General features: G+C 47.4%; 16 protein-coding genes. 7 read left to right on the plus strand and 9 right to left on the minus strand.

Going from position 1 to position 20,037, the window contains the following annotated elements:
* Positions 1 to 71: 71 nt before the first annotated feature.
* The 3 genes from QT987_RS08890 (at position 72) to QT987_RS08900 (ending at position 5,825) form a co-directional block, all read left to right on the plus strand.
* Complete coding sequence (locus tag QT987_RS08890; protein ID WP_333239104.1) at positions 72 to 2,840, plus strand: TonB-dependent receptor domain-containing protein; 2,769 nt, start codon at positions 72 to 74, stop codon at positions 2,838 to 2,840.
* 269 nt (positions 2,841 to 3,109) lie between these two features.
* Positions 3,110 to 4,291, plus strand: a complete 1,182-nt coding sequence (locus QT987_RS08895) for a PepSY-associated TM helix domain-containing protein (protein ID WP_333239106.1) — start codon at positions 3,110 to 3,112, stop codon at positions 4,289 to 4,291.
* Positions 4,292 to 4,538: 247 nt separating this feature from the next.
* Complete coding sequence (locus tag QT987_RS08900) at positions 4,539 to 5,825, plus strand: MFS transporter (protein ID WP_333239108.1); 1,287 nt, start codon at positions 4,539 to 4,541, stop codon at positions 5,823 to 5,825.
* Between the two features lie 155 nt (positions 5,826 to 5,980).
* Here QT987_RS08900 and QT987_RS08905 read toward each other — a convergent pair whose 3' ends face one another.
* The 5 genes from QT987_RS08905 to QT987_RS08925 all read right to left on the minus strand — a co-directional run bounded on the left by QT987_RS08905 (position 5,981) and on the right by QT987_RS08925 (position 11,873).
* Complete coding sequence (locus QT987_RS08905; RefSeq protein ID WP_333239110.1) at positions 5,981 to 8,068, minus strand: acylase; 2,088 nt, start codon at positions 8,066 to 8,068, stop codon at positions 5,981 to 5,983.
* A gap of 140 nt (positions 8,069 to 8,208) precedes the next feature.
* Positions 8,209 to 8,685, minus strand: a complete 477-nt coding sequence (locus QT987_RS08910; protein ID WP_333174112.1) for a hypothetical protein — start codon at positions 8,683 to 8,685, stop codon at positions 8,209 to 8,211.
* A 46-nt stretch (positions 8,686 to 8,731) separates the two neighbouring features.
* The gene (locus QT987_RS08915) at positions 8,732 to 8,926 is read right to left on the minus strand and encodes a hypothetical protein (protein ID WP_333239112.1); all 195 of its coding nucleotides are present in this window, start codon (positions 8,924 to 8,926) and stop codon (positions 8,732 to 8,734) included.
* A 170-nt stretch (positions 8,927 to 9,096) separates the two neighbouring features.
* Positions 9,097 to 10,170 carry a hypothetical protein gene (locus tag QT987_RS08920; RefSeq protein ID WP_333239114.1) on the minus strand — a complete coding sequence of 358 codons (1,074 nt, stop codon included), beginning with the start codon at positions 10,168 to 10,170 and terminating at the stop codon, positions 9,097 to 9,099.
* Positions 10,171 to 10,271: 101 nt separating this feature from the next.
* Complete coding sequence (locus QT987_RS08925; protein WP_333239116.1) at positions 10,272 to 11,873, minus strand: TonB family protein; 1,602 nt, start codon at positions 11,871 to 11,873, stop codon at positions 10,272 to 10,274.
* Between the two features lie 768 nt (positions 11,874 to 12,641).
* Between QT987_RS08925 and QT987_RS08930 the strand changes: the two genes are divergently transcribed.
* Complete coding sequence (locus tag QT987_RS08930) at positions 12,642 to 13,301, plus strand: MotA/TolQ/ExbB proton channel family protein (RefSeq protein ID WP_333058279.1); 660 nt, start codon at positions 12,642 to 12,644, stop codon at positions 13,299 to 13,301.
* A complete protein-coding gene (locus QT987_RS08935; RefSeq protein ID WP_333239118.1) occupies positions 13,285 to 13,686 on the plus strand; it encodes a biopolymer transporter ExbD in 402 nt (133 codons plus the stop codon). Before QT987_RS08930 ends, QT987_RS08935 begins: the two co-directional genes overlap by 17 nt.
* 236 nt (positions 13,687 to 13,922) lie before the next feature.
* On the opposite strand, the gene hemL is transcribed toward QT987_RS08935, so the two are convergent.
* Positions 13,923 to 15,221 (minus strand): glutamate-1-semialdehyde 2,1-aminomutase, encoded by a 1,299-nt coding sequence (hemL, locus tag QT987_RS08940; protein WP_333239120.1) that lies wholly within the window; start codon positions 15,219 to 15,221, stop codon positions 13,923 to 13,925.
* 327 nt (positions 15,222 to 15,548) lie between these two features.
* Between hemL and hisIE the strand changes: the two genes are divergently transcribed.
* Positions 15,549 to 16,199, plus strand: a complete 651-nt coding sequence (gene hisIE / locus QT987_RS08945) for a bifunctional phosphoribosyl-AMP cyclohydrolase/phosphoribosyl-ATP diphosphatase HisIE (RefSeq protein ID WP_333239122.1) — start codon at positions 15,549 to 15,551, stop codon at positions 16,197 to 16,199.
* Between the two features lie 91 nt (positions 16,200 to 16,290).
* On the opposite strand, the gene QT987_RS08950 is transcribed toward hisIE, so the two are convergent.
* On the minus strand, positions 16,291 to 17,553 hold the full coding sequence (locus QT987_RS08950; RefSeq protein ID WP_333239124.1) for an MFS transporter: 1,263 nt from the start codon (positions 17,551 to 17,553) through the stop codon (positions 16,291 to 16,293).
* Between the two features lie 321 nt (positions 17,554 to 17,874).
* On the opposite strand from QT987_RS08950, the gene QT987_RS08955 reads away from it, so the two are divergent.
* On the plus strand, positions 17,875 to 18,381 hold the full coding sequence (locus QT987_RS08955; RefSeq protein WP_333239126.1) for a hypothetical protein: 507 nt from the start codon (positions 17,875 to 17,877) through the stop codon (positions 18,379 to 18,381).
* Positions 18,382 to 18,818: 437 nt separating this feature from the next.
* Here the strand turns inward: QT987_RS08955 and QT987_RS08960 are convergent, their stop codons facing one another.
* Both QT987_RS08960 and QT987_RS08965 read right to left on the minus strand, forming a co-directional pair.
* Complete coding sequence (locus tag QT987_RS08960; RefSeq protein ID WP_333082112.1) at positions 18,819 to 19,112, minus strand: TMEM165/GDT1 family protein; 294 nt, start codon at positions 19,110 to 19,112, stop codon at positions 18,819 to 18,821.
* Between the two features lie 59 nt (positions 19,113 to 19,171).
* Positions 19,172 to 19,639, minus strand: a complete 468-nt coding sequence (locus QT987_RS08965; protein ID WP_333035444.1) for a TMEM165/GDT1 family protein — start codon at positions 19,637 to 19,639, stop codon at positions 19,172 to 19,174.
* Positions 19,640 to 20,037 lie beyond the last annotated feature (398 nt).

Below are 20,037 nucleotides of genomic sequence, written 5' to 3' on the forward strand. Positions count from 1 at the left end.
GCCACAAATCATGTTGTGCAAGCAACGCAAACCACATATCCGAAGTTCCATTAATTGTTGATTTAAGAGTAATGAACAGATCGCAGAAATTACTAAGTAGCCTTGGGCTGGCAGGAGTCGTGTCGGCGGTAGTCGCTCAGTCGGCGTGCGCTTCCAACATCGCGCAGGTGACGGGCGTTCGCCTCAACCCCACGTCAGAAGGCATTGAAATCATCCTAGATACTGAAGATGGAAGACCCCTGCAAGTCTTCAGCGCCAGCTTTGGCGAAACTTTACAAGCTGATGTCATCACCGCTCAACTGCGATTACCGGGGGGAAATGAGTTTCGTCAAGACAAGCCTGCAGCCGGAATTGCTTCTGTCACCGTTACTCCTTTAGATAACAACAGCATCCGAATCAAAGTCGTTGGCGAGAGGGGTCAACCAGTGGCACGGGTGATTCCTAATGCTGCAGGTCTGATTCTCAGTTTAAAACCCACCTCGGAGATGACGGCTCGCCCGGGGGCACCTGCTCCTACAACACAGCGGCCGGGGGCACCTGCAGCACCCTTCCCACAGACAGGGCAGCCGGTAGAGATACCTGCAGAACCTTTACCGCCGACAGCGCAGCCACCTGGAACACCCGGAGAATCCTTGCCGCCGACAGCGCAGCCACCTGGGACACCCGAATCACCCTTGCCGCCGACAGCACAGCCACCTGGGACGCCCGGATCACCCTTGCCGCCGACAGCGCAGCCACCTGGGACGCCACAGGCGGGGAGAGACCCGATTGAAATCGTCGTCACTGCAACACGAACCGCAGAAAGAGTGACCAACGTGCCACGCTCTATAACGGTGGTAGACTCCGAAGAACTTCAGCAGCAGGTAGGGCAATCAAGAAATATCGGGGAAGCTCTGGCAAATCAAGTTCCCGGTTTCGCGCCCCCGACTCAATTGACTGCCACTTATGGACAAACTTTGCGGGGTAGGGACGTTTCCGTTCTGATTGACGGCGTGCCACAAACGACCAATCTTCAATCGTTTGGCAGAGAATTTAGAAACATCGATCCTAGCGCGATCGAGCGCATTGAAGTAGTGCGGGGGTCTACCGCAATCTACGGCGCTCAGGCTACAGGTGGCGTGGTTAATATTATTACTCGTCGGCCAACTGAGGAAAGGCTAAGTGCTGTTACTGAAGTGGGCGTCAGTAGCGGTTTAACAAACACGGATGATGCTCTAAGCTTTAACGCTCAGCAGACGGTTTCTGGCCGATCGGGCAATGTCGATCTGACGGGCACTGTCTCGCTCTCTAGAAGTGGAGCTTTTTACGATGCCAAAGGCTCGCGCATTCCCTATTTTGAACTCGGCGGAGATAGCAGCACCCTCTTCAACGTGATGGGCAAAGTCGGGGTAGATTTGGACACCAACCAGCGGCTGCAACTAACTGTCAATCACTATCGGGAAACCCAAGATCCCAATGTGATTCCCGACTTTAGTGTTGACGACCAGGAAGGACGGCAAAAAGCCCGCGCCATCCGAACCGGAGATTTGGATATTGACGGGGAAACACCGGGAAATAAAAGTACACAGCTCAACCTCAGTTACACCAACCAAAACCTTTTTGGCAGCAGCCTTCAAAGTCAAATTTACTATCGAACGAATTCCAATGTAAGTGTTCCCTCTGATTTTCGCACGTCCGATTTCTTTGGCCCGTTTGTCGGCGTTGCTCGTTCGCGAGCCGAGAACGAACAAATAGGAGGAAGGCTTGCGGTCACCACTCCTTTATCCAGTGCCGAAAATCTTCGATTAACTTGGGGTTCTGACTATGTTACTGAAGATAGCAAACAGCGTTTCGACCTGTACGACCCAGAGAGAGTTGACGCAAGTGGTGGCAGGGTTTACCGGAAAATTTCCGAGCGTCCTTTCGTCCCTCCTTACACTTACAACAGCCTTGGCTTTTTCGGTCAATTGGAATGGAATATTGACGATATCGTGATTCTAAGTGGGGGGATACGTCACGAACGCGTCGGGTTAAACGTCAATGATTATACCACTTTTAACGATCGCCAGATCGAAGGAGGCGATCGCAAATTTAACGCCACCCTATTTAATACAGGGGCTGTCTATAAAATTAATGACACCTTCAACGTATTTGGCAACTTTTCTCAAGGTTTCTCAGTTCCAGATTTCGGCCGCATTCTCCGCCAACCCCCCGACGATTTTGTGGGAATTGAATCTTCGTTAGAAGTAACTCAACCGCAAAAAGTCAACAGCTACGAAATTGGCATTCGAGGAGGGTGGCGATCCGTGCAAATGTCGCTTGCCGCTTTTTACAATACCTCCGATCTAGGAATCAGTTTTCAACCAGTTGGCAACACAGGTCGCCTGGAACTAATCCGCGCCCCAGAACGCATTTACGGCTTAGAAGGGACTGTGGATTGGCAACCTGCACGAGCATGGTCGATCGGCGGGACTGCTACCTATCTTCATGGCGAATATGAGGAGGACAACCGTTACATCGCCCTCGATAGCAGCAGAATTCCACCCCTCAAGCTAACAGCTTATGTTCAAAACGAAACTTTGCCGGGATGGAACAATCGGTTACAGTTATTATATTCTGGAAATCGCGATCAAGCCTTCAAAGACGGCTCGGATGGCGGCCTGATTAGCAGCTATCTCACACTGGATTACGTCAGCGCGGTTAAAATTGGCTCTGGGCTGCTACAAATCAAAGTCGAGAATTTATTGAATAATCAATATTTTCCCGTGATCTCCCAATACTTAGCTGGATTTGGATCGGACAGCTCTAATTATGCAGGCAGAGGTTTGACTCTCAGTGTTAATTACCGCCTTAACTGGTAATTACAGATTGCAGGTTTATGAAGTAGATTCAATATCCCCCGTAGGGACACTCCAAGAACCCATTGGTGTCAATTTAAGCTGTTAGTCTGCCAGTCCTCGCGGCCACCCGCTAGTCCGCCAGTCCGCCAGGGGTTGAAACCCCTGTCTAATAGCTAAAGTCCTCTAAAAGAGGACTAATGAGTTGAAAAGTGTTTTTCTCAGTCCTCTTAAGAGGACTTTAGCTTTGAGACAGGGAATTCATTCCCTGTCGGACTACCGGTTTTACCTTAATGATAACAGTTAACGGCTTTGAGAAAAATCTAGAGATGAAGTTCCGCAAACTCGCATTCAAACTGCACTTGTATTTGGGGTTGGTAGTAGGAATATTTCTAGCAGTAATTGCTTTAACGGGCAGCTTACTGGTTTTCGGGCCTGAAATCGAGCGGTTGTTCAATCCCCAACTCCTGCAAGTAATTCCTCAAGCCGAACGAATACCGCTGGAAAATGTCCTGCAAATTGTCGAAAAAGCTTATCCGCAAAATCAAGCTCTTAGTATCTTGCTGCCCCGAAAAGCGAAGGAAGTTTGCCAAGTTTCGATGCTGTCAAAGAGTGAGGAAGTAGTTAACGTTTATGTCAATCCTTACAGCGGAAAAATTAAGGGTGCGCGCCTTAAGAAAGAAACTTTTACAGGTTTTATTTTTACGTTACACGCGGAATTAGCTGGAGGAGAATTTGGTCATCTTGTTGTAGGGATTTGCGGTCTAGTAATGCTAGGACTAACTTTTACTGGTTTGGTGCTGTGGACTGGTTGGCGCAATTTGGCTCGCGGATTTTCGATTAATTGGAAAGCTCACTGGCAGCGGACTGTATTTGATTTACATAACGTTTCTGGCATTGTATCGGTCGCTTTTCTCATACTCATCTCCGCTACAGGCACAGCGATAATTTTTTACGCGCCGGTTGAATCGACATTGTATTGGCTAACCAATGAAAAGCCACAGCCAGCCTTGACTTCTCATCCCCACTCTAGCCGTTCAAGGCAAAACCTTGACGAAATCTTACACCAAGTTAATACCGTTTGGCCAGAAGCTAAAACCACTTTTATTTCTCTGCCTTTGACGCCGGAAGCAATTTTTAAAGTACGGAAAAAATTTCCCAACGAGCCGCATCCAAACGGGGTTAGCACCATTTATCTCGACCAATACAGTGGCGAAATATTGCAGGCTGACAGCGTAAATTCAGCTTCTGTCGCAAATCGAATTCTCAACTCGCTTTATCCGCTACATATTGGCAGCTATGGCGGAATTTACTTGCGGCTGGTACACACGATCGCAGGATTAGCAGCGATCGTACTGTTTGTTACGGGCGTACTGATGTGGCGACAGCGGCATTTGGTGAAATTTTACCGCAAGGAGGCGAGACAGCAATATGAAGAATTATCTCCCCTTAGCCAGCAATGGCCTTGGTTTTAATGCGAGTGGCGTGGGATTTTATGCGGGTGTCAATCGATTTTAGATTTTCGATTTTAGATTTTCGATTGAAGCATTGACCCCACGGATAAATTCGGGGGGCAAGTTTCTCGGATACAGGTTTTTTATTTCTCCGTCCTGAGTCTGCGAAGGAATGAATCCGGGGGCTTGTATCCTGGATGCTTTCGGTCATTCTCCTGCCTAAAAACCCCGATTCTCTCAATTTTAAATCCTATCAATCGCTTCTTTAATGCAAAAATTTATTCAACTCTGGCTCGGACAAACTGCTTCGATGATTGGCAGCGCTATGTCCGCGTTTGCGCTGACTATTTGGATTTGGGACTCTACCAGTCAAGCGACAGCTTTGGCTTTGTTGATGTTTTTTACTCAATTGCCGCGCATCTTGCTCGCTCCGGTTGCTGGCATTCTGGTCGATCGCGGAAATCGAAAATTTTTGATGGCGAGTGGTGATGCGGTTTCAGCTTTGTTAACGCTCGCTATCCTATTACTTTATATCAGCCACAACTTACAAATATGGCATATATATGTAGCGGCTGCGGTTAACGGAATTTTTGACCAAATTCAGCAGTTAGCTTACTCAGCAGCGATCGCCACAATGATGCCAGAAAAGCATTACAGTCGCGCTAGCAGTTTAAGTTTTTTGGCAAATTACGGTGCGAGTATTATTGCTCCGACGCTGGCGGGGATTCTCTATTCTGCGATCGGGCCCGGCGGGATTTTTACGATCGACCTGGCAACTTTTACAATCGCGATCGCCACCCTAGTATCTGTCAAAATACCCCAGCCCGCGATCGCGCCAGCGTTGCGGAGCAATATCGCCTCCAATCCCCAGCCGACTCGCTTTCACCTATGGCAAGAACTCAGCTTCGGATTCCGCTACATCGTCGAGCGTCCCAGCCTGCTTGCCTTGCTGGTGTCCGTTTCGCTATTCTGGTTTGCTCACGACATCGGCGCGGCCCTCTACTCACCGATGATTCTGGCACGCACCGGCAACAATGCCAAAATCCTCGGTACTATCCTTTCAGCCGCCGGCGCAGGCGGCGTTTTAGGAGCATCGATCGTCAGTATTTGGGGCGGCCCCAAACGCCGAATCCAGGGCTATCTGCTGGGCATGGCAGGCGCGGGCTTGAGTAAAATAGTCTTTGCTTTCGGCCAGGCCCTTTCTATCTGGATTCCCGCTCAATTTTGTTCGTCTTTCAATTTCCCCATCCTCGGCAGTTCCAACGAGGCGATTTGGCTGGCGAAAGTCGCACCTGAAGTACAGGGGCGTGTTTTTGCTACCAGAGCAGTTATCGTGCAATTGGCGTCCGCGATCGGTTTATTGATCGCAGGGCCACTTGCCGATCGCGTCTTTGAACCCGCCATGCAACCGTCCGGTTTTTTAGCAGCTATTTTTGGCCCAATTCTGGGGACAGGTGCGGGTGCTGGCATGGCTTTGTTATACGCTATCTCCTCGCTGGGCTTATTGCTCGTTGCCGTCGGTGGGTATGCTTGCCGGCTGTTGCGCGATGGATAATATCGTTTCCGGTTGGATCGGAATGATTTAACCGCAGAGGGCGCAGAGAACGCAGAGGGAGAGAATACAGAGAGGAATAATTCGGATGCTACCGGATTTGATATCAAGGGGAAACGGCGCACAGAAGTCTTTTAACTTCTGCCTTCTGTCTTCTGCTATAGTTTCTGGCGCGAACTCAGGTGAGCTTCAATTTCCGATCGCGATCGCCATACAGGGCGCAATTCCTTGCGAGCAAAGAGCTGCAACTGATCGCGGGCGTGGGGCGAACCAGGTTGAGTGGCGTTGCCGTAACTGTTTAGCGCCATCGCTTTCACGGGATTCGAGAACTCGATCGCAGCGACAAAAGAATCGCCCGCAACCGCAGATAAGCGATCGTCTTTCCCAGGAGCGAACCATACTGAGCGAAATACACCCAAAGCACCGTCAGCTCCATTTGCCGGCAGATTCGCTTCCCCAGGCAATCGGAAGACTTCCCCCCATGCCACATCTAACGCACCATAAGTCGCCTCAACTTTGGTTGCTGTCGCGGACAGCACCCGCACCGCCTCCGCAGGATTTGCCAACCCGTCTGGCGTCGTTAGCGGCGCATCTTCGCTCCAAGGTTTAGCGAATAACTTATCGTCATCCATCGCTTTTTTCCAAAAGGCAAACAGCACCGCACCGCGACTGTTAGCATCGACTTTGCGATCCCAATTGGCGAGAACTTCTGCAGCGCGACGCGCTTGAGCACTGCCTTGGCGTGCGACGGGAATTAAATCATCGAGGAGGCGATCGGCGAGTTCTACCTGAGTAGAATGTTTGTATTGCATCAATTCATCGAAAGAGATTTTCTCATCTTCTAAGAGCATTTTTACCGATCGCTGCGATCGCAAATCCATCGGGCCGCGCGGTGCCATGTAGGCGGGATAATTATCCGGTGCGATCGCGTTGGGAAACGTCGTCGTCCAAGGAGGATCGTTGGTATTTTGCAACCAACCGCTGGGCGGATCGACAACGCGCGGCAAATCCGCATAGGGATGATTTTTGGTCCACAAAGTCTCTGACGTATTGCCTGCGATCGTGCCTGACCAATATTTAAAATCTCCTTTTTTGCGTATGGGGACTTGACCGTTAAACAAGTGCATGATATGCCCCTCTCGATCGGCATACATGACGGTAAACATGGGAATTTCCAAGCGCTTTAAAGTGGCTTCAAATTCAGAAAAATTATTGGATCGTGCCATATCCCACCACTGCTGAAGGGCTCCTGGTTTATCGAGCCCGACAACGCGCAGGGCGATCGCTTTGCCCTGTTTTTCTGTGATAATCGGCCCGTGAACAGAACGCCGCACGACTAGAGATTCCGATCGCAAATTTCCATTCTTTTCTTTGACTTTTAAAACCTTCTCTTCCCTGTCAAAATTTCGGACTTCGCCATCGAAGCGATAGCCATCGTTAGCGAGGGGCAATTCGTAGGCATCCCAGCCATCGTGAGTGTTGACAGTATGAGTCCATCCCAAGTTGTCATTAAAGGCGATCGTTAATACAGGAAATCCCACGAGAGTCGCTCCGTAAGCGTTAATTTCTGGGCCAATCAGTTGCGCTTCGTACCATAAATATAAATCCGACCAAGGAAGGTGAGGATTTGCCAATAGCATGGCATTGCCGCTTTCAGAACGGGAAGGAGCGATCGCCCAACCATTAGAGCCTTTGGGGGTCTCATTTTCAGCGATATCTTCAACGCTATCTGGCTCGACTATAAAAGTAAAATTGATGACGCGTTGCGCGTGTGCCAATACATCTGCAGGTTTGAGGGGCAATGCTACCTTTAATTCTTCCGTGAGTGCCTCTGGGTGTTCTTTTGCATAGGCATTCATTCCGCCAACAAAAGCATCGATATAGTTGCGGAAAATGGGAGTTTGTGATTCATACCACGCATTAGCGCGATTAGGAATTCCCATAGTTTGCACCCAGCGATCGGATTCCAGATAATCTTCGCCCCAAAACTCGGCAGCTTGCCCGCGAGCTTGTCCATAAAGACGCAAAATCAGATTACCGTGACTTTGCATCTGCGCCCACCCAAAAGCGTAGAAAAGGCTTTTACTATTTTCTCCGTAAATATGTGGAATTCCATAGGTATCCCAAAGAATTTGAGTGCCGGTTTGAGGCGAGGATTGAACCCCATTATTTAGAAGCAAAACTAAAATAAAACTCATCAATAACGAGACAATCCGTCGGCCTTGTTTTTTGAGTTTTAGAAACATACTATAGCCTTTCTCAGGTAGGTGGGGTAAAGAAAAAGCCTCGAAAATCCTGGCATTCACAGAATAGAGTGTACCTCATGTTGGTGAGAACCGCTATATTATATTGATATCAGTTGATAGGTTATGCTATACAAGCAAAATTAATTTCTAGGACATTTTCCTGAATTAACATATTCACGGAAACTCTTACTGTAAAGATGACTTTTTGAGTTCCACCAAGCTGCTGCCCCTTTTTGTTGTAAGTCATTCCGCATATTTAGGCACCAACCAGCCCATAATTCTTCTTCTAACAACTTATTTTTATATTGATAATACAAATTTTCATACAGATTAAAAAAACTACAAATAAGCTCGTTAAACCGGGTGAATTCATTCTCATTTAATTTTTCCAGATTTGTTATGCCTAACTTGTATATCCGCGCCACTTCATCATCCTGGCTTATACGTGACTCAAGCTCTGCACAAGCGCTAATAATTGATTGATAGGTTGCACCCTTGGTTGCTTTTGTACTTTCTTTAACTTGAATTGCCAAATAAATCAGTGATACAACTACTGCAATAGTCTGAACAATGCCAGTAATATCACTAATAGATAGGTTTAATTGTGCTATGTACATCTTTTTATTAGCTGTATTTATCCTTGTTGATTTATCAGAAAAATTATCAGTCTCCCTCCCACAGCATCACTACATTCTCAGCAATCCGTTCCTCCAACTCCTGTGCCTCAACATTAAGAATTTCCAACTCCTCATTCAACTCTTCCAACTGTGCGGCAAAATCAAAATCCTCCGCCTCCTGACGTTGGCACTCCCACATAACGCCCAGGATTGAGACTCCATCTTTGCGCCTCAATCTCATCCAATGTTGCTATTTTACACAACCCCGCCACCAATCGGGAATTTCTTCAGGCGAAGAGTCGGATTGGGCTTGTGACAGTTGGTGAGGGGGCAACGGCACAGCGGGCAATTCATCTTGTACGTAGCGTCAAGAATGACCCCATCTGAAAAGACGGTGAGTATATCAAAGAGTTATTTTTTAATTTGACCTTGTTGCCAATTTCCTTCTACTTTCGTTCCATCTGCATAAATGTAGGAACCTTGCCCGTGTTTCTGGCCGTTGAGGAATTCACCTTGATAGCGATCGCCATTGGCGTAAATGCAAGTACCTTTCCCGTTGAACTGACCATCGGTAAATTCGCCTTCGCAGCGATCGCCATTCTTAAAAATGTAAACTCCTTTCCCGCTCATCTTACCCTTGACAAAAGTGCCTTTATAGCTATCTCCATTGGCGAACTCGCGGACACCTTCACCACTAAATTCTCCATTGTCAAACGGCCCTTGATAACGTCCCCCTTCTTTAAAAGTAAACAACCCCTGGCCTTGAATGTTGCCCTTCACAAACTCTCCTTCATAGCGGTTGCCGTTCGGATATTCGCGAACCCCTTTACCGTTAAATTGTCCTTCACTAAATTGCCCCTCATAACGACCTCCTTCAGCAAAGGTATAAATTCCCTGCCCGTGAGGCACATTATTCAGCAACTCTCCTTCGTAGCGGTTCTTATTAGCATATTGACAGACGCTTTTGCCGTTAACTTTTCCTTCTTTAATATCTCCTTCGCAACGAGTGCCGTTACTGAACGTAAAAGCCCCGCGACCGCTGGGAGAACCATTGGTAAAAGAGCCTTCGTAACGAATGCCGTTAGTTGAGGTAAAAGTCCCTGTACCGTCGAACTCACCGTTTTTAAAAGTACCTTCGTAGCGGTTGCCGTTGGCAAATTCGCGGACACCTTGGCCGTTGAATTCTCCATCGGCAAATTCTCCTTGGTATCGACCTTCTTCTTTAAAGCTGTAGGTGCCCTTACCGTGAGGTTTGCCGTTGAGAAATTGGCCTTCGTAGCGATCGCCGTTGGCATATTGACAACTGCCGGGGCCGCTGAGTTTTCCCTCACTCAATTCTCCCTCGCAACGTCCGCCATCGGGTAAAGTAATTACTCCTGCCATTGCGCTGTCAGGGCTGGCAAACAACAAAGCCATTCCCAAGTTGGAACCCAGTAAGAGAGCGAGTCCAACTCGCTGAAGTTTACTTAATATTGCTGACGACATTCCCACATTCATAATTCACAAAAAATTCAACTTTTAACTTTGCTATTCCTTGGACAGTTCTATAGAATTCCCAGCCAAATTGCTATAGTCTCAAAAAATCCCTAGTCAGTGAGCTCGAAGATAATAGATATTTTTTCTCCTTGAAGGCCACTCTCTGATGAGGCATATTTCCTTTTTTCTACTGCTTTAATCGCTGCCTTATTCAAGTCGTTGTATTTGCTAGGAGTCAATATCTTGATGTTGAATGTCTTACCGTTGGGGTCAATGTCACAAATGAGTTCCACTCGGCCTTGCCGCCCTTGTTCTCTGGCTGCGATCGGATATTCAGGTTTACCGCAGCCACTAATGCAAGTGGCCAGAGGCGCGCCGGCAGGGCGCGAAGGACTCCCCCCTCTTCCTGGATTTGTCGGTTTTGGCACTTGCCCGGAACCGCTGCCAAATGGCTGTGACGAACCCCCGCCACCATTTCCACCTCCACCGGGTGATGAGTTCGATGCACTTCCTCCTGGGCTACCAGAGGAGGGGAGGTTTCCTACATCTCCGATCGGATTTCCAGAATTTCCGCCACCTCCTGGCCTGGTAGCTGTGACTGGTGAGCCAGCCGCAGGCGATCGGGGCGATCGCCCCGAACCAGTCGCAAATGGATCTGAGGAAGGTATGTTGCCATTTTCGCTGGCACCCGATGGTGAGTTGGACGCACTTGCTCCGGGGCTATCAGAGGAGGAGGGGTTTGTGAGATCCCCGATCGCATTTCCAGATTTACTACTGCCTCCTGGCCTAGTAGCTGTGACTGGTGGGCCAGCCGCGGGCGATCGCTGTATGGGCCCGGAAGAAGGATTTAATGGCTCTGAGGAAGGCTCGCCGCTACCCGCCGAAGCAGATGGCGAGAGGGGGTTATTTTTTTCAGGGCTGTCGGAGGAGTTGGGATTTCCAGCATCATTTGTAAAGTCTGTGGAACTTGCAGCACCCTTGGGGCGGGAGGCTGTAACGGGTGGTTCGCTGGGAGGGGGCTCCTGGCTCGCCGTTGTGCTGGGGCGATCGATTTTTGGAGGATCGGGCGAAGGGGTTTCGGGTTCTTGGGCGATCGGGGTTTGAGGAGTTTCTGGGGAATTTAAATCCTGTTGAGGTGCGGGGGAAGGCTCCTCTGGAATCGGCGGTGGCGTTACCGCTACCGGTGGTTCCTCTGGAATCGGTGGTGGCGTTACCGCTACGGGTGGCTCCTCTGGAATCGGCGGTGGCGTTGCTGCTACGGGTGGCTCCTCTGGAATCGGTGGTGGCGTTACCGCTACGGGTGGCTCCTCTGGAATCGGTGGTGGCGTTACCGCAACCGGTGGCTCCTCTGGAATCGGTGGTGGCGTTACCGCAACCGGTGGCTCCTCTGGAATCGGCGGGGGCGTTACCGCTACTGGTGGCTCCTCTGCGGGAGTTGGCTCTGGTGGCGGTTCTGGTTTCAACGTCTCAGGCGGGGGAGATACTTTTTCTGGAATAGTCTGCTCTGGCTGGGTTTCCTCTACTTTTGGCTCATCAAGCACAACAATTTCAATTGCATCCTCTTCAAATTCAGCAGGTTTGACGAACTTGAGGCTCAACGGCAGCGCGACACCGTGCAGTAAGGTTGAGGCTAACAGACTGATCGCCAGAACTTTTTTGAGAGCTTCTTCTTGTTGTTGTCTTTGCGTCGCCGAAATATTTGAAAAACTCATGCCTTCTCACTCTCCTTTATGGATGGCAACATCCTCGCTGGCTCCCCGACATAACCCGAAACAAGCTACCACCTGCGGGTTGAGCTTGCTATCACTGATGAACCTACCCATCCTATAAGAAGAGTGTCACCCTGTTCAAGACTCTTGCAATTTATTTTCATTATTTAATTTTGAGATAGCGGCTAGAGGCTACCAATCAGCATTTCCTTTGGGGGCGTCTACCTTACTCTTATGGGCGCTGTCAATGTTTTGATTCTGGTAGGGAAAGGTTCCAAAATGCCTTAAATGCAATACTTTAGCCCGTAATCTACCAACAAATTTCCACATTCTCAAGCTTTTCATAAAATTAATTAGTTAATTAAAACTAATTAATTTTATACAACTAATAGGCAATTGTTATCAAAAGGTATGGCTCATGACTTGACAAACCCTGAAGTTTGTGGAAATCTAGTTGAGAATCTTTTAAATTATTGAAGATTATTGTCAAGTCCTAACGCAAATATTTAGCAAAGAAGCACTGGCAGAACAATCTGTCGCGATCTCGATCGGGATCACAGTAGGAGCATTTTGGGTACAGACGAAGATAGTCACATACAGGTAGTGCGATCGCGCTTGTGATCGCGCTTGCGATCGCGCTTGAGTGAAACAATTCGCAGCCTGAATCACTTGTGCCGACTTGACGCAGAAACTCTACCAACCTTCGATCGGGCTAATTGCAGCATTAGGCAGCTTGCGATCACTCAACCGAGCTAGCGAGAGTACAAATCAATGGATGCTTTCATTTACATTTTTCGCGCCGCAGGCATTGTTGCTTGGCCGCTATTTGCCTCCTCAATCGCAGCAGTCGCGCTGATCATAGAGCGTCTTGCCTTTTGGTTTAGGGTAAATCGGCGCCAGCGGCGAGTCGTGCGAGAAGTGCTACAGCTTTACAGTCAAAACCCCGATTCCGCTATCAAAAAGTTACAAGTAAACAGCGATTTGCCCCTAGCCCGGATTTTTTTAGAAGCTTTAGAATTAGACTCGCCCAACATCGAAGAATTTCGTTTGGCCTTAGAGAGTGGTGCTCAGGCAGAAATCCCCATCCTGAAGCGATTCAATACAATATTTGACACCATTATCAGCCTTTCCCCACTATTTGGGTTGCTCGGAACAGTTTTGGGGTTAATTACCACCTTTAGTTCTCTCAAACTGGGGAATGCCACGGGCACCAATGCCGCAGGCGTTACTTCTGGGATTAGCGAAGCCCTCGTTTCTACGGCAATAGGGTTAGTTGTGGCAATCTTTACACTCTTATTTGCCAATATGTTTCGTGGGTTTTACTTACAGCAGATTGCTTTTATTCAGGAAGCTGGAGGCCAGCTAGAGTTAATGTACCGTCACCGCTACGAAAAACTACCAAGAGAATCTAATTATGCGCCTACCCGATGAACCTGAGACTATTGCCCAGATTAACATCGTGCCAATGATTGATGTGGTGTTCGCCATATTAACGTTTTTAATTGTTTCCTCTTTGTCTTTATCCAAATCCGAGGGTCTACCCGTAAATTTACCGAAAGCAGCAACCTCTCAAGTCCAAGACTCGCCTGCTAAAATTACCGTCACGATTGATGCTCAGGGAAAATTAATGGTTGATAAAAAGTTAGTCAACTTAGAGCAGATTGAGAGTACAGTGCGACAGGTAATGGGGTCAAATCAGAACTCATTAATTGTGCTGAATGCGGATAAAAGCGTCAATCACGGAAATGTTGTGGAAGTGATGGATCGATTACGCCGAATTAAGGGAGCTAAGTTAGGAATTGCTACCGCAAAGTAGAGAGTTCCTATAATTACTAATTAGTAATTCGCTCACATCATTAAGCTGAAATTACCCAGTGCAGATTTACTAAAAAAGCCTGTAAATCTTATTAAAAGCGACTCCTGAATAGTCTGTATGATTCAGGAATTTATTTGATAAAGCAGTTAAAAATTAAAGTCCTTACTGCCAAAAAACAGCAAGGACTTTAATTATTTATTCCTGAGTTTTAAGGATGAACATCCTTAAAACTCACGTTAAATACTTGCCATCACTTCACGCGCTGCAGCCAAAGTTCGATCGATATCTTCCTCAGTATGAGCCAAAGAAGTAAATCCCGCCTCAAACTGCGAAGGAGCAAGATAAATTCCGTGCTCCAACATTCCCCGGTGAAAGCGGCTGAACTTCGTCAAATCCGACTTCTTCGCATCCTCGTAATTGTGAACCGGGCCAGCCGCAAAAAACAAGCCAAACATCCCGCTAATTTGCCCGCCCCAAACCGCGTGTCCGGCTTCCTTAGCAATTTTTAGCAATCCATCAGACAGTTTTTTGGTAATCTTATCCAACTGTTCGTAAGTGCCGGGTTTTTGTAGCAATTCCAAAGTCTTAATCCCAGCAGTCATCGCCAAAGGATTTCCCGAAAGCGTACCCGCTTGATACATCGGCCCAGCAGGAGCCACCATCCCCATAATATCCCGCCTTCCCCCGTAAGCTCCCACCGGCAAACCGCCACCGATAACTTTACCCAAAGTAGTCAAATCCGGCGTGACACCGAATCTTTCCTGAGCTCCACCGTAGGCGATGCGGAAACCGGTCATTACTTCATCAAAAACCAACAAAGCGCCGTTATCTTTAGTAATTTCCCGCAAACCTTCGAGAAAACCTGCATCCGGGGTAATAAAACCGGCATTCCCCACCACTGGTTCGAGAATTACGCCTGCTATCTGGCCGGGATTTTCGGCAAATAAAGCTTTGACTGCTTCTAAATCATTGTAGGGAGCGTTGAGGGTATTGGCAGTAGTGGATTTCGGGACGCCCGGAGAGTCGGGAAGACCCAGAGTTGCGACGCCGGAACCGGCTTTTACCAAGAACATATCGGCGTGCCCGTGATAGCAGCCTTCAAATTTAATCAGTTTATCGCGTCCGGTGAAAGCTCGCATCAGGCGCAAAACGGCCATACAGGCTTCGGTGCCGGAGTTGACAAATCGCACCATTTCAATGCTGGGAACGGCATCGATGACCATTTCAGCGAGTACGTTTTCCAACAGCGATGGTGCGCCGAAACTCGTACCTTTTTCTAAAGATTCGTGCAAGGCTTTGATGACTTCCGGGTGGGCGTGGCCACAGATGGCGGGGCCCCAAGTGCCTACATAGTCAATGTATTGGTTTTCGTCAACATCCCAAATGTAGGCTCCTTTTACCCTGTCAAAGACGATGGGCTGTCCGCCCACGGATTTGAAGGCGCGCACGGGGGAACTGACGCCACCTGGCATCAACTTCTGGGCTGCAGCGAAAATTTCTTCTGATTTGGTCGTTTTCAAGGTTGTGGAAACCAATGTTTTCTCCTTAGTGAACGTCTGTTGTTGGTAGAATAATTTTATAGCCAGTTCAACATAAAGGTTAGGTCGATTCAAGGAAACTATTCTAGTAGATTTTAGGGTACAAACCAATCAGTAGCAATACTAGCTTGGGTTTTTTAGGCTTTGTCGCACTAGCACCGAGCGCCCTAAAATGTAATTTTTTGTAAAATAGTTCTTGACAATTTAGCCATCCCTTGCTCAATCTTCTCTCTTCCTCTGCGTCCTCTGCGTTCTCTGCGGTTAATAAAAAAACAATCTCCGACAGGAAAGCGTTAATCTATATTACCAAGTTGAAATAAAATTATGTCTACCACTGATTTATCGAGTTTGAGCCGATCGATCCCAATTGAAAAGATTCGTTACGACGATCGCGGTTTAGTGCCTGCGATCGTCCAAGATTATTTGGACGGTACAGTGTTGATGATGGCCTGGATGAATCGGGAGTCCCTGCAAAAAACGCTCTCTACCGGGCAAACTTGGTTCTGGAGTCGATCGCGTTCCGAATTGTGGCCCAAAGGTGCGACTTCGGGACACATTCAAAATGTCAAAGGGCTGCGTTACGACTGCGATAGCGATGCTTTGCTGGTGACTGTCGAACAAGTCGGAGATATTGCTTGTCACACCGGAGAAAGAAGTTGTTTTCACCAAGTTGATGGGGAAATTTCACCGCCGCCAGGGGATATGTTATCTCAATTATTTGCCGTAATTTGCGATCGGCGCGACAATCCTAACGAAAGTTCTTATACTTGCAAGTTGTTCGAGGGCGGCGACAACAAGATTCTCAAGAAAATTGGCGAAGAGTCGGCGGAAGTTGTGATGGCTTGCAAAGATGACGACAAAGAGGGGATTGCTGGGGAAGTTGCGGATTTATTTTATCACGCTTTGGTTGCTTTGGCTCACCATCAAGTTGACTTAAGAGAAGTTTACCGCAAATTGGGCGATCGACGAAAATAAATTAGTTATTGGTTATTGGGCATTGGGCATTGGGCATTGGGCATTGGTAGCAGCAACAAATGACTAATAACTAATGACTAATGACTAATAACTAATGACTGCTATTTTTCAACATTCGATCGAGCTTTTGCAAAATAAAAATAGCCGCGCCCACACTCAAAGCCAAACCCAACCAAAAATTATCCGCCGCCCCTTTACCTCCATCCAAAGCCAAACCGCCCAGCGGCGGCCCGATTAAATAGCCGATCGCCCAACACTGAGAACTAACCGCCAAATACACGCCCCGCAAAGACTCCGGCGCTAAATCCACCACCAAAGCAGAAGCAAAAGGCGTATAAGCAACAGTCGCCATCGACAAAAAGCTCAAGCCTAAAACAGCTAACAATAGATTGCCAGTTGCAGCCATTCCCGTCAAGCCGATCGCGATAAATCCCATTCCCCATAGCAGCGCAGAAATCATCAAAGCTTTTGGATGGGAAAACCGCTTCAAAGCTTTAACAACTGGCATTTGCAAAGCCACAGTTAAAAACGTGCTAAAAGCAAACAAAACCGTAATTGTACCTGTAGAAAAGCCTTTTCCCGATGTCCCCACCGCGACAAACTTGCTAAAGTACAGCGGCATTGTGGTTTGGATTTGGGAAATATATAATGTGAACAGGGTATTTACTAAAGCATAAACTAAAAGACTTCGATCGCTCAGCGCCACCATCCAACCATTTTCCCGATTTTTTTTGACTATATCGGCTGAATTAGCTGGTTTGTAGGTTTCGGCTATTGCGATCGCAACTACCCCAAACAGCACTAAAAACGAGATACCATCAATAATAAAGAGCGATCGATAATTCCCCGTTACAGCAATCAACAAACCGCCCAAAATAATCCCAACTTGCAAACCCAAATTATCAGCAAGCCGCGTCAAAGCAAAAGCCTCCTGTCGCTGTTCGCCCTCAGTTAAATCCGCCACCATCGTCTCGGTTGGAGGCCAATACAAACCCACACCAAAACCCATCAGTAAATTGCCCGCAATTAAGCCGGCGAAATCATTAGTCGCCGCCAGTACAAAAGAAGCCGCCGCCGAAATAATTGTCGCCAGCAATAAAGTTCGCCGCCTTCCCCAAAATTTGGAATCGCAAAAAGAACCGCCCAAAATTCTGCCGAATATTCCCGAAACTGAACCGCTACCCAAACCAATCCCAACAGCAGTAGCAGATAAACCGACGCGATCGACAAAAAATATCGGCGCGTAAAATAAAGTAAAACCGGTGCCGCTTTGGGAGAGGAATCTGCCGGCGGCAAGAATCCAGACTTGAGGGGGGAGACGGGGCAACCAAGAGGATAATTGAAATTTAGGCATATACACTTAAATTAGGAGTTATTTCGGGACACAGAAACCTGGTTTTTTATAAAAAATACGTTACGGTGTTTAATCAGGATCAAAACCAGATGTCTTTGGTCGCAGTGCATAAGTCCTGTGAGTAATTATTAATTGATTCCGTAGTTTTTCGGAATTAGTATTAGTTAACGCAGATGAGGAGAAACATAAGTGAGCTTAACAATTCTTCAGCGTCTGTTACACAAAAGTTACCATTAATTTAAAAATACTTAACACGATTTTAGGAAAAAGTTAGTTAAACTCTAGAAAAGGCAGAAGAAAATTTTTAGAGGGTCTAATTATATGACAGCTATTACAACATCAAGAGTGGAATCAATCAAACCGCGCTGGCAAGCAATTGTCATGGTTGCCCTAATTTTCTGGCTCAGCGTTAGCCTGATTTTGGATCTAGTAATTATGCCCAGTCTCTACGTATCTGGCATGACGACATCACCGGAGTTTGCAACTGCCGGGAATTTAATGTTCTGGGGATTCAACCGCGTTGAGTTAATCTGTGCGGGCGTGGTGGCAACGGGTTTGATGGTTTTGAGCAATTTAGTCGGTGACTTCGGCAAGCGCAGCCGCACAGCAATTTTATTATCATTGGTACTTCTGACGATCGCCCTGATTGACACCTACGCCCTGACACCCCAAATGAGCGCCTTGGGAATGCAGCTAAATCTGTTCGATTCCGCAGCAGAAGTCCCCGCCGGGATGAATCTACTGCACCAAGGCTATTTTGCCTTGGAAGCGCTGAAGTTGGCTGTCGCCGGTACGCTGCTGGGTTGGTGCTACCAAAACCAAGTTTAATCGACACAATCCTCAGAGGTTGAGTTAAGAAAAACTCAACCTTTAGCAGCGGGCATGAATTCACGCCCGCTGCTAATTTTTTTTAAATTTTAACGCGATCGTAAACACCGGATTTGATATTCATCGGCGTTAATCTGTGTTTATCTGCCCTTATCTGCGGTTCAAAAAAGAGAATTTCTTGGGCCGCAGATGACAATGGATTGACGCTGATTCACGCGCTTGTCGAGAAGAGAGATATGAATAAACTCCGAGGCTAACAGATTTGAGATAACTATACTGTCAAGTTTCCTGAACCAGCGCAAAAACGGATACTTGCGAACTCCTCCCGTGGAGAAAGCAAAATTTTAGACTCTTGTTCACCCTCCCAGATTCATCTGTAGAGTAAATCTAAAATCTAAAATCTAAAATCTAAAATCTAAAATCTAAAATCGACTGCCCTACTCGGATGCTTCCGGTAAATCTGCTTTTGGCCACAGCAAGCGCAAGCCCATTACCGCAAATCCGATCGCCGCGAGTCCCTTTACCAGTCGTTCCGGCAACACCTCTGCCGTGCTGAAGCCAATGCCCACGCCGATTAAACTCGCCAGCAGCAGCGCCGACGCCGTACCGAAAAATACAGCCCGCGGCGAGTTACAACTACTGCCCAGGGCGATCGCAGCTAATTGACTTTTGTCTCCCAATTCTGACAAAAACACTGTAATAAAACTGATTCCCAAAAGTTGCCAGTCCATGTTTTTTTAGTTCTTAGTTAGCTATTGTAGAAATCTAGGACTTACCGACAGGCAGACAATTAACCCAACACTTCCCACAGCAGAACCGCCGAAATCGCCAGTAAAATCACTCCGGCTGCTCTCTCCAAAGTTCTCGGAGCAATCCGACTAGCCAGCCACCTTCCCAGCAACACCCCCAGCAAACTGGTTGCTATCAAAGCCGAACCCGCACCCGCAAACACGATCCAAGGATTTCGAGATTCAGCCGTCATCAGCAAAATCGCGAGCTGAGTTTTGTCTCCAATTTCAGCTAAAAAAATAGTTGCAAAAGTCGAAGCAAAAATTGCCCAGTGCTTGGGCTTCAGTTTCTTTTGTTCCTGACAAATATCGGGATTGACAGTCACTGAGAGTTCAGCGGGCTCCGGGGTTAAAGCAGCACAAATCTCAGTAACCTCTTTTATTTGTAGTTGTACCTGTTGTGGCAAATCATAATTGAGGTTTACTGAGTCAGAAGCAGACAAGCTTGGCGGAACAGAATCAAGTTTCACGGGCAATGAGTGCTAAACGCTATTTATTTTTGACTTGTACTTTTGATTCTAACTCTCTCGGTGGCTGCTTTTACCAAACCAGGGTCAATCGATTTTAGATTTTAGATTTTAGATTTTAGATTTTAGAATTGAAGGATTGAAGGATTGACCCCACGGATAAATTCGGGGGCAAGTTTCATCGGATACAGGTTTTTTATTTCTGGATCCTGAGTTTGCGCGTTGGAATGAATCACGTGGCGGGTATCCTGGATGCTTGATTTTCATCTTTTTCCCCCGATATTTCAGCAACTGGTTCCTGGAACCACTCACCCCCCCCAAAAAGGCCTACAAGCCCCCAGACTTATCTGTCGAGTCAATCTAAAATCTAAAATCTAAAATCTAAAATCTAAAATTGACTG

The sequence above is a fragment of the Microcoleus sp. SVA1B4 genome (assembly GCF_036700545.1).
Lineage (GTDB): Bacteria > Cyanobacteriota > Cyanobacteriia > Cyanobacteriales > Microcoleaceae > Microcoleus.